This is a genomic window from Chitinivibrio alkaliphilus ACht1, from assembly GCF_000474745.1.
In the GTDB taxonomy this organism is placed as follows: Bacteria; Fibrobacterota; Chitinivibrionia; order Chitinivibrionales; family Chitinivibrionaceae; genus Chitinivibrio; species Chitinivibrio alkaliphilus.
Map to the genome: position 1 here is coordinate 12838 of NZ_ASJR01000007.1, position 16633 is coordinate 29470.

15 protein-coding genes are annotated in these 16633 nt (G+C 45.3%); 11 read left to right on the forward strand and 4 right to left on the reverse strand.

Translation table 11 applies throughout. The annotated features are described in order from the left end of the window. Positions 1-172: 172 nt before the first annotated feature. The 4 genes from CALK_RS04460 to CALK_RS04475 all read left to right on the forward strand — a co-directional run bounded on the left by CALK_RS04460 (position 173) and on the right by CALK_RS04475 (position 4089). On the forward strand, positions 173-1018 hold the full coding sequence (locus CALK_RS04460) for a fumarate hydratase (protein ID WP_420806140.1): 846 nt from the start codon (positions 173-175) through the stop codon (positions 1016-1018). Beyond that, on the forward strand, positions 1015-1545 hold the full coding sequence (locus tag CALK_RS04465; protein WP_022636464.1) for a Fe-S-containing hydro-lyase: 531 nt from the start codon (positions 1015-1017) through the stop codon (positions 1543-1545). Before CALK_RS04460 ends, CALK_RS04465 begins: the two co-directional genes overlap by 4 nt. Next, the gene (locus CALK_RS04470) at positions 1542-2660 is read left to right on the forward strand and encodes a glycosyltransferase family protein (RefSeq protein WP_022636465.1); all 1119 of its coding nucleotides are present in this window, start codon (positions 1542-1544) and stop codon (positions 2658-2660) included. Before CALK_RS04465 ends, CALK_RS04470 begins: the two co-directional genes overlap by 4 nt. Before the next feature lie 196 nt (positions 2661-2856). Beyond that, positions 2857-4089: a response regulator gene (locus CALK_RS04475; protein WP_022636466.1), complete on the forward strand. Its 1233-nt coding sequence runs from the start codon at positions 2857-2859 to the stop codon at positions 4087-4089. On the opposite strand, the gene thiI is transcribed toward CALK_RS04475, so the two are convergent. Together thiI and CALK_RS04485 are read right to left on the reverse strand one after the other, a co-directional pair. Beyond that, positions 4081-5313 carry a tRNA uracil 4-sulfurtransferase ThiI gene (thiI, locus tag CALK_RS04480; protein WP_022636467.1) on the reverse strand — a complete coding sequence of 411 codons (1233 nt, stop codon included), beginning with the start codon at positions 5311-5313 and terminating at the stop codon, positions 4081-4083. The two genes, CALK_RS04475 and thiI, sit on opposite strands and share 9 nt — an antisense overlap. Continuing rightward, the gene (locus CALK_RS04485) at positions 5310-6440 is read right to left on the reverse strand and encodes a cysteine desulfurase family protein (RefSeq protein WP_022636468.1); all 1131 of its coding nucleotides are present in this window, start codon (positions 6438-6440) and stop codon (positions 5310-5312) included. The genes thiI and CALK_RS04485 overlap by 4 nt, the downstream gene beginning before the upstream one ends. A gap of 281 nt (positions 6441-6721) precedes the next feature. Here CALK_RS04485 and CALK_RS04490 point away from each other — a divergent pair, with 281 nt between their 5' ends. From CALK_RS04490 to CALK_RS04520, 7 genes are all read left to right on the forward strand, one after another. Next, positions 6722-9274 carry an MFS transporter gene (locus tag CALK_RS04490; RefSeq protein ID WP_022636469.1) on the forward strand — a complete coding sequence of 851 codons (2553 nt, stop codon included), beginning with the start codon at positions 6722-6724 and terminating at the stop codon, positions 9272-9274. Positions 9275-9276: 2 nt separating this feature from the next. Then, positions 9277-9741 (forward strand): cyclic nucleotide-binding domain-containing protein, encoded by a 465-nt coding sequence (locus CALK_RS04495; protein WP_022636470.1) that lies wholly within the window; start codon positions 9277-9279, stop codon positions 9739-9741. A 159-nt stretch (positions 9742-9900) separates the two neighbouring features. Continuing rightward, positions 9901-10380: an NADH-quinone oxidoreductase subunit NuoE family protein gene (locus CALK_RS04500; protein WP_034636794.1), complete on the forward strand. Its 480-nt coding sequence runs from the start codon at positions 9901-9903 to the stop codon at positions 10378-10380. Then, positions 10346-10939: an ATP-binding protein gene (locus tag CALK_RS04505; protein ID WP_081697999.1), complete on the forward strand. Its 594-nt coding sequence runs from the start codon at positions 10346-10348 to the stop codon at positions 10937-10939. The genes CALK_RS04500 and CALK_RS04505 overlap by 35 nt, the downstream gene beginning before the upstream one ends. Beyond that, a complete protein-coding gene (locus CALK_RS04510) occupies positions 10932-11324 on the forward strand; it encodes a (2Fe-2S) ferredoxin domain-containing protein (protein WP_022636473.1) in 393 nt (130 codons plus the stop codon). Before CALK_RS04505 ends, CALK_RS04510 begins: the two co-directional genes overlap by 8 nt. 18 nt (positions 11325-11342) lie before the next feature. Beyond that, the gene (locus CALK_RS04515; RefSeq protein ID WP_022636474.1) at positions 11343-13136 is read left to right on the forward strand and encodes an NADH-quinone oxidoreductase subunit NuoF; all 1794 of its coding nucleotides are present in this window, start codon (positions 11343-11345) and stop codon (positions 13134-13136) included. 25 nt (positions 13137-13161) lie between these two features. Then, positions 13162-14907 carry an NADH-dependent [FeFe] hydrogenase, group A6 gene (locus tag CALK_RS04520; RefSeq protein ID WP_034636818.1) on the forward strand — a complete coding sequence of 582 codons (1746 nt, stop codon included), beginning with the start codon at positions 13162-13164 and terminating at the stop codon, positions 14905-14907. A 54-nt stretch (positions 14908-14961) separates the two neighbouring features. On the opposite strand, the gene CALK_RS04525 is transcribed toward CALK_RS04520, so the two are convergent. Both CALK_RS04525 and CALK_RS04530 read right to left on the reverse strand, forming a co-directional pair. Next, a complete protein-coding gene (locus CALK_RS04525) occupies positions 14962-15588 on the reverse strand; it encodes an alpha/beta fold hydrolase (protein ID WP_081698000.1) in 627 nt (208 codons plus the stop codon). A gap of 5 nt (positions 15589-15593) precedes the next feature. Next, on the reverse strand, positions 15594-16508 hold the full coding sequence (locus tag CALK_RS04530; RefSeq protein WP_022636477.1) for a PD-(D/E)XK nuclease family protein: 915 nt from the start codon (positions 16506-16508) through the stop codon (positions 15594-15596). Positions 16509-16633 lie beyond the last annotated feature (125 nt).

Consider the following 16633-nt stretch of genomic DNA (forward strand, 5'->3'; position numbering starts at 1 on the left):
TTTTGATATATACAACTATTTCTTTTCCCATGGATGTAACGCGGAAAATAGGTCGTTTGGATATGCATGGTGGTTCTTTTGCCAGGTGTTTCCATGGGGCAGGTTCGCCACGATGTATATTCTTTTGCAAATATCTGTACCATACTTAGTGCTACCGGAGGTTGTAGTGGATATACGCATGCTTTCGCGGGATCAGGTTGTCTCTGCAGTGCGCAATCTTTGTCTCGAGGCGGCTCGATATTTACCTGCGGACGTTCTTGCGCGCATGGAAAAGTATGCCCATGCTGAAAAGAATTTTCGTGGCCGTGCTATTCTTGAACAATGTATTGAGAATGCTCGGATTGCTGCTGAAAAAAAACTACCCATATGCCAGGATACGGGCTTTGCGGTGCTGTTTGTAGAGATGGGTACTGCCTGTTGTCTTGACGAGGGAAGTGTGGAAGAGGCGTGTCAAGAAGGAGTCCGGCGTGGATATACTGAGGGGTATTTGCGAAAATCAATTGTGCACGATCCACTCTTTGATCGCGTCAATACGAATGATAATACTCCCGCAGTGATACATCTTCGGAGTGTGCCGGGAAAATCCCTTCGTATTGTCTTAGCTCCGAAGGGGGGAGGCTCTGAAAATATGAGTCGTACGGCTATGTTAAAACCGGCTGACGGAGTGGAGGGGGTGCGGGATTTTGTCTTTCGTACGGTGGTGGAAGCAGGAGGAAATCCGTGTCCCCCCACTATTGTAGGGGTTGGCCTTGGAGGAACTCTTGAGCAGTGTTGTCTCATGGCAAAAAAGTCTTTGCTACGGCCCGTGGGGACTCCCCATGAAGATCCTCGTTATGCCCGTCTTGAGCAGGAGCTTTTAGAGCAGATTAATAGCTCCGGCGTAGGTCCTCAAGGGCTCGGAGGGCGAACCACTGCTCTTGCAGTCCATATTACTCCCTATCCCTGTCATATTGCTCAATTACCCGTGGCGGTAAACTTAAACTGTCATGCCGCTCGTCATGCGGAGGTAACCCTATGAAACATATTTCTCTTTCGGCTCCCTTATATACAGGTACTATACGGAGTTTATCCGCCGGCGATCAGGTAGTATTGCAGGGAGATATCTATACGGCCCGCGATGCTGCGCATAAGCGGTTGTGTGAATTGCTTGCAACGGGTAAAGAGCTTCCCCTTGATTTACGAAATCAGGTTATATACTATGTCGGCCCTACGCCGGCAAAGCCTGGAGCGGTTATTGGATCTGCAGGCCCAACAACGAGCTATCGTATGGATCCCTATGCGCCGGAACTGATATCTCGGTGTGGCCTTGCTGCCATGATTGGAAAGGGAGATCGCTCTGATGCTGTTGTGGACGCAATGAAGACGCATGGGGCGGTCTATTTTGCGGCCGTGGGTGGTGCAGCAGCACTTATTTCTCAATCAATTGTGGCTGCTGAGATTGTCGCGTATCCCGATTTAGGGCCGGAGGCTATTCGAAAACTCACCCTTCGAGATATGCCCTTGATTGTTGCCATAGATTCTCAGGGAAAGTCTCTGTATACATGAAGATCGTTGTGGTACACTACCACATGCGTCGTGGGGGGGTCCGTCGTATCATAGAACAACAGATATCTCTCTTCCTTCAGAAGGATATGGCTTTGGAGCTTGTGCTCTATACAGGAGATGCGGCCGACTACTCTCCGCCAGAGGATCCTCGGTTTTCACTTGTTGAAGAACCTCTTCTTGATTACGCCAGTGCTATACGTCAAGGAGAGAGCCTTGATGGGTATTTGAGACTTTTGCGTTTTTTTTGCGATCAAGAACCGGGCACATTGTTTCATGTACACAATAGTGTTATCGGAAAAAATCCTCGTTTAAATGCAGCCATTGTTGAAGCAGCTCGTGCCGGATGTCCCTTTTGTATTCATTGCCATGATTTTGTGGAAGATCGTCCGGCATTATTCAAACAGGTACAGCAGGCAGCGGCATCTCTTGGATATGCACGGTATGAAGACCTGATGTACCCGCAGCACGGGCGTGTATATTGGGTGTGTATTAATAAAAGCGATCTTTCCCGAAGCCCTCTTTCTTCTTTTGAATCAACCTCGTATATTCCAAATCCTGTGGAGCCTCCTCCCCGGGGAAATATGACGCGGATGGAGCTTGCCTGTTCCTTGAAGATTGATGAAACGAAATCGTGGTATTTCTATCCTGTTCGTGCCATAGAGCGGAAGAATATCGGTGAGTTTATCCTTCTTTCTCAGCTTATTGATCCAGAAGGAGTGTGGCTGATTAGTAGGGAACCGGAAACCCCCGAGGAGCGTGAGGGGTATGAGCAGTGGCGCCATTTTTCCTCATTACATACTCTTCCTCTGCTGTTTAATGCTGCAAAAAAAGGAGACTTTGGCAGTCTTTATGAACATTGTACCTATGTGGTTACCACAAGTGTAATGGAAGGGTTTGGTCTTGTTTTTCTTGAATCATTTCTTGCGGGAAAACCTCTGCTGGGAAGAAATATTCCCGCTGTAACCGAAGATTTTTGTGCCCGTGGAGTGGTGTTTTCCGGGATATATGATGTTCTTTTGGTGCCCGCTTATGGTGTTTGGACCGACTTTGCTTGCCTCAGCCGAAACCAACAAATGCAGTGGCTTGAAAAAATAGGAACGATACCCTGCTGTTAGAAGAGATACGGCGCCGTAATGGGATACACGACCTTTGTGATCGTGCTCAGAGGCACATCACAGAAAATTATCACCGTATTACCACGGGGTATTCTCCGGCACAGTTTAAACAACGAGTATTTCGTCTTTATCAAGAGATGTCGTAATATCTTGCAATTGTATGTCCATAGGGTATACTTAATTTTTTGGAGGGTGTGTGCATACAGTTCTTTTTGTTGATAATGATCCCCAGTGGATAGTGCGGTATCAGTCTGTCTTCAGTAACTCTTCTCAGTGGGACTGTTTTTATGCAGAAGATGTATTGGCTGCAGTGGATTATCTCAACTACCTTGATGTTGATATTATCGTAACGGAACTTCAGCTGCCTCTGTTTGACGGAACTCAGATATTGGAATATGTCCGGAAGCGGTATCCCCGTATTATCCGATTGATCTTAACAGATCACGAGAAGATTGAGGGCTATCTCGATATTGTTCGTTTGGCGCATCAGTTTTTGCGTAAAGCGCATTCGGTAGATCGCATAGAGGAGATTGTGCAAAATCTCTACCGATTGCATCGTCTGGTTATTAGTCGACATGCTCGGGATATGGTTAGTTCCATGGATTCCATTCCTGCCTTACCCGATGCCTATTATCGGCTTAAGGCGGAGATTGATCGTTCGGAACCATCCTTACGGAGAGTGGGGGCTATTGTTGAATCAGATGTGGGGCTTTCTACCACGATCTTAAAATTAATCAATTCTTCTTTTTTTGCTATTGCAGAGCCCGTTACAACTCCTTCTCAAGCGGTAACTCTCTTGGGAGCAGAGGTGATTAAGTCATTGGTTGTTTCATCCCATCTATTTTCCCATTTTGCCGAAAAAGAGACCTGTGATTCCGTTGCAGAGGTTATGATACATAGTAAATTAGTTGCTGGATTTGTAGGGGAAATCTGTGCATATCATAAGGTTCGCAAGAGTGTTCGTGAGACTGCAGTGATGGCAGCGCTTCTCCACGATCTTGGACGGCTTGTTTTTGAGTCCTCGTTTCACGACAAGTATGGCAAAGCCATTGGTATTAGCTCTGTCACCAGTGAATCTCTTTCAGAATCAGAGCGACAGGTGTTAGGCGCAGATCATGCTGAGGTTGGAGCATATCTTTTGGGCTTGTGGGGGTTTCAGTATAGAACGGTTGAAGCGGTGGCATTTCATCACGCTCCCAGCAAGTGTGTTAGTGCAGATAATATGCTTTTATCCATACTCCATGCAGCAGATATGTTTGCCCTTGAAAGACAGGAGCGACGGATTAATTTCGGCACAGAGTATATGGATCGGACCTATGTAGACGAAACCATTGGCCTAGACCGGTGGGATGAGTGGCGAAGTGTTTGTATCACCTATTATGAGCGAGTATGGGTTCCTTCCATGGACTCCCAGGGGGCTTCAGAGTAGGTCGTCAATTGTTTCCGTGAGTTCCTGATTTACGTGGTATGGTTTATCTGCTGATATAGTATGGGTCGTATACTTTTCAAGGCATTGGGAAATTAGCTCGGTAAAGGGAAAGTGCTCTTCGTATTTTTGGCACAGTTCTTCCCGGGGACGTGTGGCCGGATTCGGGGGCACAAAAAGGGTGCAGCAATCATCATATGGGCGTATGGATATATCGTACGTATCAATATGCCGGGCTATGGAGATGATTTCTTCCTTGTCCATACAGGCAAGGGGGCGCAGAACAGGAAGAGAGGTGACGGGAGTAATCGCTGCCATGCTTTCTACTGTTTGCGATGCAACTTGCCCGATGCTTTCTCCGTTGGCGAGAAGAGAAATTCCCTTTTTTTGGGCAAGGGCATGGCTGATTCGGTACATCATGCGTCGCATAATCGTCATGCCATAGCTGGAAGGGGTCGATTGGAAAAGTGTTTCCTGTAGGTGGGTAAAGGGAATGGTGTGCACGCGTATTGTCTGTGAGGGCATATAGGAAGCTAGACGGTGAGCGAGATCAAATACTTTTTGTCGTGCTCTTTGTGTTGTGTGGGGAGGCGATTCAAAATGGATGGCTTCAACAGCAATGCCCCGTTTCATGAGAAGGTAGGCTGCCACGGGAGAATCGATGCCGCCGGAGAGCATGAGGAGCCCCTTTCCCGCAGTGCCTACGGGCATTCCCCCAGGACCCTTCCCTTTTTCCAGAAGGAGTAGGGCATCTTTTTTACGAATCTGGACAGTCAATGTGGTGTGTGGCGGTTGTACGGCTGCTGTATAGGGACTGTGATCTGTAAGATGTTGTGCCAGTCTCTGTCCGATCTCAATGGATTTGTAGGGAAAATCCTTTGATGAACGTCGTGCTTGAATACGAATCCTGCTGTTTTTAGGGATATTATGATGGTGTAGTAAGGGTATCGTATCTGTACAGATCGTTTCAATATTTTTTGCTGTTGGTACGCCCACGGCAAAGGATTGTATTCCGAATAGAGTGGAGAGTGCCCGTTCAACAGGGGCAAGCGGGGTCTTATTCAGCATAATCGTCGCACTGTAATAATTATGATGCAGGGTTGTATGAGGAAAGGGGGTGAGTCGCTGTTTCAGATTGTGTATTAGGGTATCTATAAAGCGGTGGCGATTCTTTCCTTTTAAAAAGAGTTCGCCAAATCGAAGATACAGTATGTTTTGGGGTGTCATAAATACATCCTTGTATAGGTGTTCGTAATTATTTCCAGGGCTTCTTGTATTTCGTCAGTCCTTGTTTTGTAGGTAAAGCTTATACGCAGGCTTGATCGTGCTCGCCGAAGTGAGCCCGTCATTTCACGAATGGGTACGCTTTCGCCAGTTCCATTGGCCGCACAGGCAGATTTTGTAGAGATATAAACGCCCGCGTTTGACAAGGCGGAGACAAAGGGTTCAGGTTTTTTGTCGGGGATACTTATATTCAGAATATAGGGAGAACTGGTTTCAGGCGAGTTGATTACAATACCTTCCAGTGAAGTAAGGTGAGCGCGAAAAAGATCATTCATGCGACACAGCCGTTCGTGGTGCTTTCTGCTTTCTTGAAGACTCAGACGAAGAGCCCGAGCCATGGCTGCTGCACCCGCACAGTGTTCCGTGCCACTTCGTACGCCTTCTTCCTGCCCCCCTCCATGAATAAAGGAGGGCAGCTGTATTGTTTTTTTACAGAGCAGTCCTCCCATTCCGTTTAATCCATGGAATTTATGCGGCGAAAATGAAATGGTATCAGCCTCTGCAGTTATGGGGGCGTTTCCGTGTTTGCCCAAGGACTGTACAGCATCGCAATGAAAGGCCGCATGTGAGTGGCGATGTACGGTGTGTATCAGTTCTTGTATCGGTGATATGGACCCCGTTTCATTGTTAACGTGCATTATGGTGACCATACTGGTATCATCCCGCAGGGCATTCTGAATGCGGCTTGGGGAAATGATTCCTCGTGTATCTGGACGCAGTAGAGTAAGAGTAAATCCCCGTGTTTCTAAGTAGGAGAGGGTTTTTAAAATAGAAGGATGTTCCATGGTGGAAGAGATAATGTGACGTCCCCGATGGCGATATCTATGAGCAAGCCCGATAAGGGCAAGATTATTTGCTTCTGTGGCAGATGCGGTGAGAAAAAGAGTGTACTCCTGAGCAGAAAGAAGTCTACGGGTACGTTCTTTTGCTTGAGTAAGAACAGACTCTGCTGTAATACCCATACCATGAGGAGAACTCGGGTTGCCAAAATAGCGCTGCGCTGCTTTAGTATATGTTTCTAACACAGTAGGATCTGGCGATGTAGTCGCCGCAGAATCAAGATAAATCATACTACCTCCGTGTGTAAAATATACTATTTGTATCAAAGGGGTAAAGAATCTTTGGTTCCTTTTTGCGTGTGCGGAAAAGCCTTGTTTTTTTATGGAACCGGGAACATCTGCTTCGTTGATTTCAAGGTGTAAAAAGAGTGTTGTCTGTTTTTTTTAGCTTCCATTGGACACCCTTCTTGACGGTCCAAAGTGCATGTTTGCGAAAAAGCTGTGAAATGCCTCTTTTCTTATCGTATACTGTAGGTGTATACTCTTTTATCGTAGATTGGTAACTTGATATAATGCGACATGTTACGGAGTATTTCTCCACACTTCACTATCGGGTGCTTTTTTTCACCCTCCTTTTTTTAGTATTTTTTGCTGCCTCCGTTGGTGATACCGTATCAGAGGCTCTTGTACTTTCTGTATACAGTGCAGAGGTTGTTTCACATTTGTTTTTTGTAAATGCACTTATTTTGTTTGTTTTATCCTTCCTTGCCCTTTCAATTATTGATAATTATAATCGAGGGAAGATATTTATCCTGTTTCTCGTAACCTATGCAGTGTCTCTATTTCTGTTACGCCTGTTTCATTTTCTCGGTGAGTGGGTATATCTTGTGTTGTACGTACTTTCCTATACAGGAAAGATTATGATGTTTTTGCTTGCATGGACCCTTGCTAATGATGTTGCCGATAGCCGAAGCGGTGCAAAGCATTTTCCCTTTATTGCCGCCGGGGGAACCCTTGGGGCGATTGTGGGAACATTTTCTATACCAGTGTTAGTGAAAACCTATACACCTTTGCAACTCCTGTGGGTATGGATTCTTCTACTCTTTACAGCAGCTCTGCTGGTCAAAGCCATGGTATACTCCCTGGGGCATCATTTTTCCCGCCGCCGTTTTAATCGACAGGTTTCGTTGCATTTCTCTGTGTTGGGTCGAAATATTCGCGATTTGATGCGTCAGCCTCTTCTGAATACCATGGCAACAGCCTATTTTTTTATTTTCATAATTATTTTCTGCCAACAATATCTTTTCTATGATGTGGTTCGTTCAGAGTATGAAGATGCCCTGTCTATTTCCGGCTTTCTCGGGTACTTTAAAGGTGGGTTCCTTCTCATTACCTTTCTTTTGCAAGCCTTTGTTGCCGGTCGGCTTACTCGATATATCGGCTGGATACGCGTATTGACAGTACTTCCATTTGTTTTCTTTCTGTCCTTTGCTGCCATGTGGTATTTCGATATGCACGGTCTCGATCTCTACATACATACAGTTATTGCTGCCATGGGGCTGCGTATTGCCGTGTTTGATTCTTTTTTTTCACCCAATTATCAAAATATTTTTTCAATTTTTCCTGAGGATCTTCGTGGTCGGGGTAAACTCACCATCGACGGTGTCTTCAAGCCTCTTGCCATGGCTGTTTCTGCGGGGCTTATCGTGCTCATCTCTTCTCAAACCCAGATGCTTGTCATTTTATTGTTTCTCTCCCTTATCGCTCTTGGTATAACCTTACGATTGCGACGGCACTATCTTTTTACCGCCTTGGGATACTTACACCGGACAAGTTCTGAGGAGGTCCCTCAACGTATTAGCCAAAGTCTTTCTTATGAAAAGGGGCTGGAGCTTCTTGATACGGTAATCGAAGAGCAGCCGCGAGAGTTGAAGTTTTGTGCCGTGGATATTTTGGTAGAGCTTGATAATGATCGTGCCATAGCTCGACTTATTCACTGGTATCCTCTGGTGGATACGTATGTGCAAGCCTATATCGTCTCTGCCCTCGGAAAAGCAAAGAATCGGAACGTGCTCCCCTTTGTACGGTATTTACTTCGCGCCGAAACAGATCCACGTGTGGTGGCCAATGTATTGATTGCCCTTTGGAGTATGCAGGAGGAGGAGGAAACAGTCTATGCTGCATTTCTTTCCCACGCTGTTCCTCGTGTGCGGGGAAATGCCATATACATTCTTTTTTATCTGGGGTTTTCACAAAAATATTCTTTGGAAGCCCGTTTAGAGGAGATGCTTTTTATAGATGCAGAGGGGGAGGAGAAGTCTGCCCTTTGGGTTCTTGCGCATATCCCAATTACGAATCGACTTACTCAGGCGTTAAAACAGTATTGGTATACCCGAACTGTTCGGGTGCTGCGCAGTTTTTCCTATTGGAAATCCTTTGTTGCGGCGGTGGTTCGTTCGCGGGATTATGCCCTGCTTTTTGAACTTGTCGATATGTATCAGGCGGTGAGTGAACAAAAACAACGTGAGCTTGTTTCGCAGGTTGCGTGGCTTATTCATCGAGATGGGGAAGCGGATATCGTTGCCCATATGGGAGAGTTTCGTAGTAGTTATACTACGGATTTTGTTTTGCGCGCTTTGGCCCATAGTAGAGTACATGTCGGGGAGTCCATGGTAAAGCGTCTGGAGCGTTTTGCTGAACAGGAGTATGAGAAGTTCTTGGTGTCTCGGCAGGCCTTGCATTATTTGCGGTCCTTTCTGCATAATTCAGGTCGTGTAGATCCATATTTGGAATACTATATTCAGGTTATTGAGCAGGAAGAACAGAGCTTGCATTTTAATAATCTTCTTGAGTGTGTTGCCATTGTAGATGCAAGTAATGCCGTCAACACGATACTTGATAAGATTCATATTTATTCTCGTACGATTTATTCTCGTGTTGTTGATATTATTGATACAGCTTCTTCCAAGCGCATCAATAAACTTATTGTAACCCTTATGGAGGGAGGAGGACACTGTCCCCGTGAATTTCATTCCCTCGACGAAGTGTTTGAGATATATCTTCTAAGCGGCCTGCCTGTTGTACGAGAAAGCACCTTGTATTTGATAAATCAACAAAGCGAGTGATCATGGGAAATCGTGGGTTCGAGTATATCGCAAATATGGTTGTCCTTCGAAATTGTCCACTCTTTTCCTCCCTTTCTCCCGGGGAATTACGGCGACTTACCGGTGCTGTACGGCAATTTCGCTGTGAGGCCCACGATGTTCTTCTGAAAGAGGGGGATAGCAATACAACCCTGTATCTCCTCTCTTCGGGGGAAGTAGAACTTACCTCTGCCGAGGGGGTACAACGACGTATCTCTGCCCAAGAAAAGGGCACTACCTGTTTTTTCGGTGAGATAGATCTCTTTTTGCCGGGTAATCGGGTTGATTATACGGTTATTGCCCTTGCTCCAACAGAGATTCTTACTTTAGGTCGAACCGATCTCTATGCTCTTATGTCTGAGAATCCCTCCATACCGATACGAATAGTGGAGATGTTTTCAACTCGTTTAGCAGAGTATGAACGCCGTCGAAGAGATACGGTCTTGTAGAATGCAGTTGTAAAAAGCTAACTTTGTAAGCGTTTTGAACATGTTATAAAAATCACAATATGTACAATTCCTTTTATATATTACTTTCGACACGGGGAGTCCCGTGAAGATATGACTATGGGTCATTTTGAAAAACAACTCTCTAATGGAGGAAGAAGTATGGCAGAAAAGGCACTGCTTCCCATGCCGGAAAAACTGGTTGATTTTATTGAAGAATGGAAAGAGAAGCCAGGAAATTTAATTATGGTTCTGCACAAGGTTCAGGAGCACTATCGGTATATCCCCGATGTTGTTGCTGAAGAGGTTGCACATCTGCTTGATGTTCCTTTGGCCAAGATTTACGGTGTTGCAACGTTTTATCATCTCTTTTCTCTAAAAGAGCCAGGAAAGCATGAGGTTGCCGTATGCATGGGGACCGCTTGTTACCTGAAGGGAGCTCAGGATCTTCTTGATGAGATAGACCAAGTGATAGATTGTAAAGCTGGATGTGTCACTGAAGACAAGCAGTTTTCTGTCGAAGCGGTACGCTGTATCGGGTGTTGTGGTCTTGCACCGGTCATGACCGTTGATGGAAAAGTATATGGTAACGTTACTAAGGATATGATTGCCGGAATTCTTGCACCGTATCAGCGGAATTAAGGTGCATTACTCTCTCTGTGACTATCTTACAGATATTGTGCATAACTCCCTGGAGGCGGGAGCAGATACTGTATCTGTGGAGATGTGTGAGAGCGATTTTGAGATACGGTGTACAATACAGGATAATGGGTGTGGTATGAGCGATGAAACCTTACAGTCAGTTATGGACCCATTTTATACCGATGGGAAAAAGCACGTACATCGCTCTGTTGGCCTTGGACTTCCTTTCTTGCTCCAAGCTGCTCAGGCATGCGGTGGCGATGCGCACATTTCCTCTGTGAGTGGGCATGGTACGGAGGTCTCGTTTTGGATGAAGCAAGACTCGGTTGATCTTCCTCCCCGTGGCAACATTCCAGCAACGGTTACGTCCTTGTTTTCCTTCTCTCAGGAGGGAAACATCATCTTTTGTCATCGGTGGCATTCAGCAGAGTACACTGTTACGAGAAAAGAGTTGGAAGATACTTTAGGAGAGTTAACCAGTGTTGATTCTCTATCCTGTATGAAGTTGTATATCGAATCCTGTGAAGAAAATTTATACAAGGAGAATACCCATGGCTAAGTTAAACCTGGATGACCTGAAAAAAATGCGCGATGAAAAGCGTAGAGAAATGAACCGTCGGGACACAGATAAGAGTATCGAAATTATCATCGGTATGGGAACGTGCGGTATAGCTGCTGGAGCAAAGGAAGCCTTCGACGCTTTTGTTACCGCAATTGATGCAAGTAATCTTGACGATGTAATGATAAAACAGACCGGTTGTATGGGCTTTTGTGCCAATGAACCAACCGTTGAGGTACGTATGCCCGAAATGCCTGATACAATCTATAATAATGTGGATGCCACTATTGCAGAACGAATTGTAAAGGAGCATATCCTCGAACAGAAAATGGTAAGTGAGTATGTATTTGATAAACCGTCCGTTGACATTGTTGATGGTCAGTAAACCAGGAGCAGATAAGTAATGGCTTATAAAAGTTTTATTCTTGTATGTGCCGGTACCGGTTGTCACTCAAATATGGGTGAAGAGATCTACAACGAACTGGTGAAGGCCGTTGAAGCACACAATATCTCCCAGGATGTCCAAGTTGTAAAGACCGGTTGTTTCGGCTTTTGTGAACAGGGTCCTATTGTAAAGATTCTCCCGGAAGAAGCTTTCTATGTGAAGGTAACTCCCGATGATGCACCTGAACTGGTGGCAGAGCATGTGGTAAAGGGACGTCAGGTTGACCGTCTTTTGTATAAAGAACCAGGTATGGAAAAAGCCTCAAACAAAATTGATGATATGGGGTTTTATCAAAAGCAGTTTCGAATTGTTCTGCGCAACTGTGGTTTTATCAACCCTGAAGATATTGATGAGTATATCGGAAGAAATGGGTATCAATCTTTAGGAAAAGTGCTGACCGAGCTTTCCCCTGATGATGTCATTGAAGAACTGAAGAAATCAGGGCTTCGTGGTCGTGGTGGAGCTGGGTTTCCTTCATGGATGAAGCTGAGTTTTTCCAAAGGCGTTACGGGGGTTGATCAGAAATATGTGGTGTGTAATGCCGATGAGGGCGATCCCGGGGCATACATGGATCGTTCCACCCTTGAAGGAGATCCACATTCTATTATTGAAGCCATGGCGATTAATGCCTATACCATTGGTGCAGATAAGGGCTTTATCTATATTCGGGCGGAATATCCCCTTGCCATTGAGCGACTCGAAGTTGCCATGAAGCAAGCACGTGATTATGGGCTTCTCGGTGATAATATCCTTGGAACGGATTTCTCCTTCGATATTGAGATTCGTCTTGGTGCCGGTGCCTTTGTGTGTGGTGAAGAAACAGCTCTAATCTCTTCTATCGAAGGGAAACGAGGGGTGCCCACGCCACGACCGCCATTTCCTCCTGTAAAAGGTTTATGGGGGAAACCAACCTGTGTAAACAACGTCGAAACCCTTGCAAATATTCCCGTAATTATTGAAAAAGGTGGCGACTGGTTTAAAAAAATCGGTACGGAAAAAACAAGTGGGACAAAGGTCTTTGCCTTAACCGGTAAGGTAAACAATTCTGGTTTGATTGAAGTACCCATGGGCACGACCTTACGTGAGATTATTTTTGATATCGGTGGTGGTATCAAGGATGGTAAGAAGTTTAAGGCTGCACAAACCGGTGGTCCCTCCGGTGGGGTTATCACAGAAGAGCACCTGGATACACCCATTGATTTTGACAATCTGGTAGCTCTTGGTTCCATGATGGGGTCGGGTGGTCTTATTGTTATGGATGAGGATGACTGTATCGTTGATGTGACAAAGTTTTATCTAGACTTTTCCGTGGATGAATCGTGCGGTAAATGCTCGCCTTGTCGTATTGGTGGGCGTAAACTCTATGATATCCTTGATAAAATATCCAAGGGAAGTGCTACCGCTGAAGATGTAGATAAAATAGACGCTATTGCAGAGGCAATGAAAAAAGCCTCTCTCTGTGGACTTGGGCAAACCACACCAAACCCGGTTCTTTCCATATTGCACTATTTCCGTGATGAGCTTTTTTCTCATATTAATGAAAAAGTGTGTCCCGCTGGAAAGTGTAAGGATCTTGTTTCATTTTCCATTGACGCAGAAAAATGTATCGGATGTACTCTCTGCGCTCGAAAATGCCCCGTAAACTGTATCAGTGGTGCGAAACGACAGGCCCATGAAATAGATCAGTCGCAGTGTGTAAAATGTGGAGAGTGTTTTACGGTTTGTAAATTTGATGCCGTGGTAAAGGCGTAAGTGAGGAGAATAAACAATGTCTGAAATGATAACGTGTACAATTGATGGCGTAGAGGTTACCGTTCCTGCAGGAACCAGTATCCTAAAGGCTTCCAAGGAAGCAGGGGTGAAGATCCCCACCCTCTGTTACCACCCAGATCTGCATCCCTGGGCGTCCTGTGGGATGTGTATTGTGAAAAATGATCGCTCTCCAAAGCTTATGCGTGCGTGTGCCACTGAAGCTGTGGAGGGAGAGGCATACATTACGGGTGATAATGAAATAATTTCAGTTCGGAAAGCAGTGTTGGAGCTGATTCTTTCAGAGCACCCCGATGACTGTCTTACCTGTGGAAGAAACAATAATTGTGAGTTGCAAACCCTTGCGGCTGATTTTGGAATTCGTGAAGAACCCTTTGATAAGAATTTGCACCCTCTTCCCAAAGACACGTCTACCCCGTCTATTGTATTAAACCCTGAAAAGTGTATTAAGTGTGGACGGTGTGTGCATGTGTGTCAGGATCTTCAAGGGGTATATGCCCTTGAGTTTCTTGATCGGGGAGAAAATACGCGTCTTGCTCCCGCTGCGGATGTACAGCTCAACGATTCCCCCTGTATCAAATGTGGTCAGTGTTCTGCACACTGTCCTGTTGGGGCAATTTATGAAAAGTCAGAATGGGAAAAGGCTGTTGCCGCAATTAATAATCCCGATGTTCATACGGTTGTACAGATTGCACCGGCAGTTCGTGTGGCTATTGGCGAGGCCTTCGGCCTTGAGTCAGGAAGTCTCATGACTGGGCAGTTGTATACAGCACTGCGTCGTCTTGGCTTTGATAAAATTTTTGATACTAACTTTGCTGCCGACCTCACCATTATGGAGGAAGGGACAGAGTTCATCAAGCGATTTACAGAAGAGCAGGAAAGTCTTCCTCTTATTACGTCCTGCTGTCCTGCGTGGGTTGATTATATGGAGAAGTATTCCAATGATATGATTCCCCACTTTTCTACCTGTAAGTCACCGCAGCAGATGGAAGGGGCAATGATTAAATCATATTATGCAGAAAAGCATAATATTGATCCGAAAGACATTTATGTTGTCTCTATTATGCCGTGTACTGCCAAAAAGGCAGAGGCACAAAACTGTGACGACATGTTTTCCACAGGATGTAAGGATGTTGATGTGGTTCTGACAACTCGTGAGATTGCACGATTGATCAAAATGAGCGGTATTGATCTTCCAAACCTTCCCGAAAGCGATGTTGACTCTCTGTTAGGGACCTACTCCGGTGCTGGGACAATATTCGGCGTTACCGGTGGGGTAATGGAGGCAGCTCTTCGTACTGCCGTATCGAAAATTACAGGTGAAACATTGCCGAAGGTTGAGTTTGAAGGCCCTCGAGGCATGGAGGGGGTAAAAGAAGCAGAGCTTGATGTTGCCGGGCAAAAGGTCCGTATTGCCGTGGCTCACGGTATGGCAAATATTGAAACGGTCCTTAATACCGTTCGTGCGGCAAAAGCTGAAGGAAAAGAGCTCCCATACCACTTTATTGAGGTTATGGCGTGTCGTGGTGGATGTATTGGCGGTGGTGGTCAACCCCATGGCGCCGATGATGAAACCCGTGCAAAGAGAACTGCTGGAATTTATCAAGATGATGAGAAGAGTGTTGTGCGCTGTTCCCATGAAAATCCTGATATCCTTACGGCATATAAGGAGTATCTTGGCGAGCCCAGTTCTCATAAGGCCCACGAGCTTCTTCATCGAAGCTATCGGAATCGTCCTGTATATAACAAATAGACGGTATTCCCTGTGGATACTCTTTTGTGGGGGGTGCTTCGGCACCCTCTTTTTTTATACAAAAGAGTCAGACTGCAGAAACTTCCTGATATGGTGAGCGGTTTCTTCTCTATGATGAATTTCAAAATGTGTGTAGGGTAGGTGAATACTGGATTGTGCATAGGGAGAATTGGCAGATTTTTCTTCAACCCGTCCATCATGTGGAGAACAGAGAAGGAGTTTTGCCAAGGGCGAAGGAGTAGGTTTTGTACCAATAATACATCCAATAGGAACTTCTTCTGAGAAATCAACAGGCTGTTTTGTGGTGGTACGAAGTTCCATAAGAGTGGGGCGTAGTAAGGCAACTCCTGGTATCTTCAGAAAGAAATCTGCCATGGGGGATCCCCTGTGTGGGGTGGCGATGCAGATACAGGAAGATAGAGAGCATGCTCCATACGTATGGAGGTATTGCCGGGCGATACAACCACCCATGCTATGACCAATCAGAACCATGGATGTATTTTCCTCTAGGAGTGGGTGTATCATGGTATGCAGGGTTGTTACACATTGAGCAAGTGACCCTGTGCGTGTTGGCAGATTTGGGCGAAAAATGGTTCTGCCGGGTGCTTGTAGGTACTGTTCCAAATCAGCCATGTCAGCTCTAGTGCGGCAAAAACCGTGTATCAGAACAAGAAGCTCCATGGGTATTAAAACAGAAGGGGCGTGGAAGCAGTGTCAAGGCAGATTTCTCTAAATTGACAGTATTTACATATATTCGGTAGGTTACAGAGTGGAAAAGCATCCTTTTCTCGAGGAACATTTTCTTGTGGATCTCTGCAGTACCGAATCATTTCACCATGCTCCTGTTCTACGGTAGTATAAAAATCCATGAGGTCTGTTTTGGTAACCTGGGTGGAAAGGGTTTCAACTCCATCCGTGTGGACGTAAATTATTTTCGGAACAATTTGTTCCACGGAAAGATGTGGGTTTTCTGCCAAAATAGCTGCGGTATAGGCAAGAAGCTGTTTTGAGTGTTTCTCAACTTGTTTTTTTCCACTTTTCCAGTCCAGAATAAATACACTGTTATCCACAGGCAGGAGAAAATCCATTTTGCAGTATGCCTTATAGCCTTGTATCCGTGTTTCTCCATACCCCCCCGGCTCAATAATCCATTGTGATGAATCGTTTTTAGCCACCGAGAGTATCCATTCATAGAGGTCGCTTTCTAAAAATTGAGTGAGCATGTCTGCTATGGTTCCAAGGCCGTGGGAAAGATCCAGGGTGATACCATCATAATACTCTTCCATAAATGTCTTGGTGCGAAACGCTTCTGTATACAGGCTCTGTCCATGCTGAATAAATCGAGCTGTGTCTACGGGAGCGCATGAACGCTGAAGTCGGCGTAGAAGTGTTTCAAAGGTGTGGTGGATTGTGTGTCCAATTTCCAGGTGAAGAGAGGTGATTTGCTTGAGAAAACGGATTTTATCCATGGGTATATCTGGATCATATTTTCCGTAATATGAGAAATAATAAGCTCTTTTACAGCGTGAAAAGAGTTCATAGCGAGAAATAGACCAGCCCAAGGGTTTGCTAAAGGGGTAGGTTTGTATTGTGATATTCATGGATACCTCGTTTGTATGTGTATGAAGATACATAATGCGGTGAAAAAAAAGTCTCAAAGAGAAAATTTTGGTAAAAATGCATCTTTTGAAATACCTTTATATTGAATGCTATAGATGAAAGGATT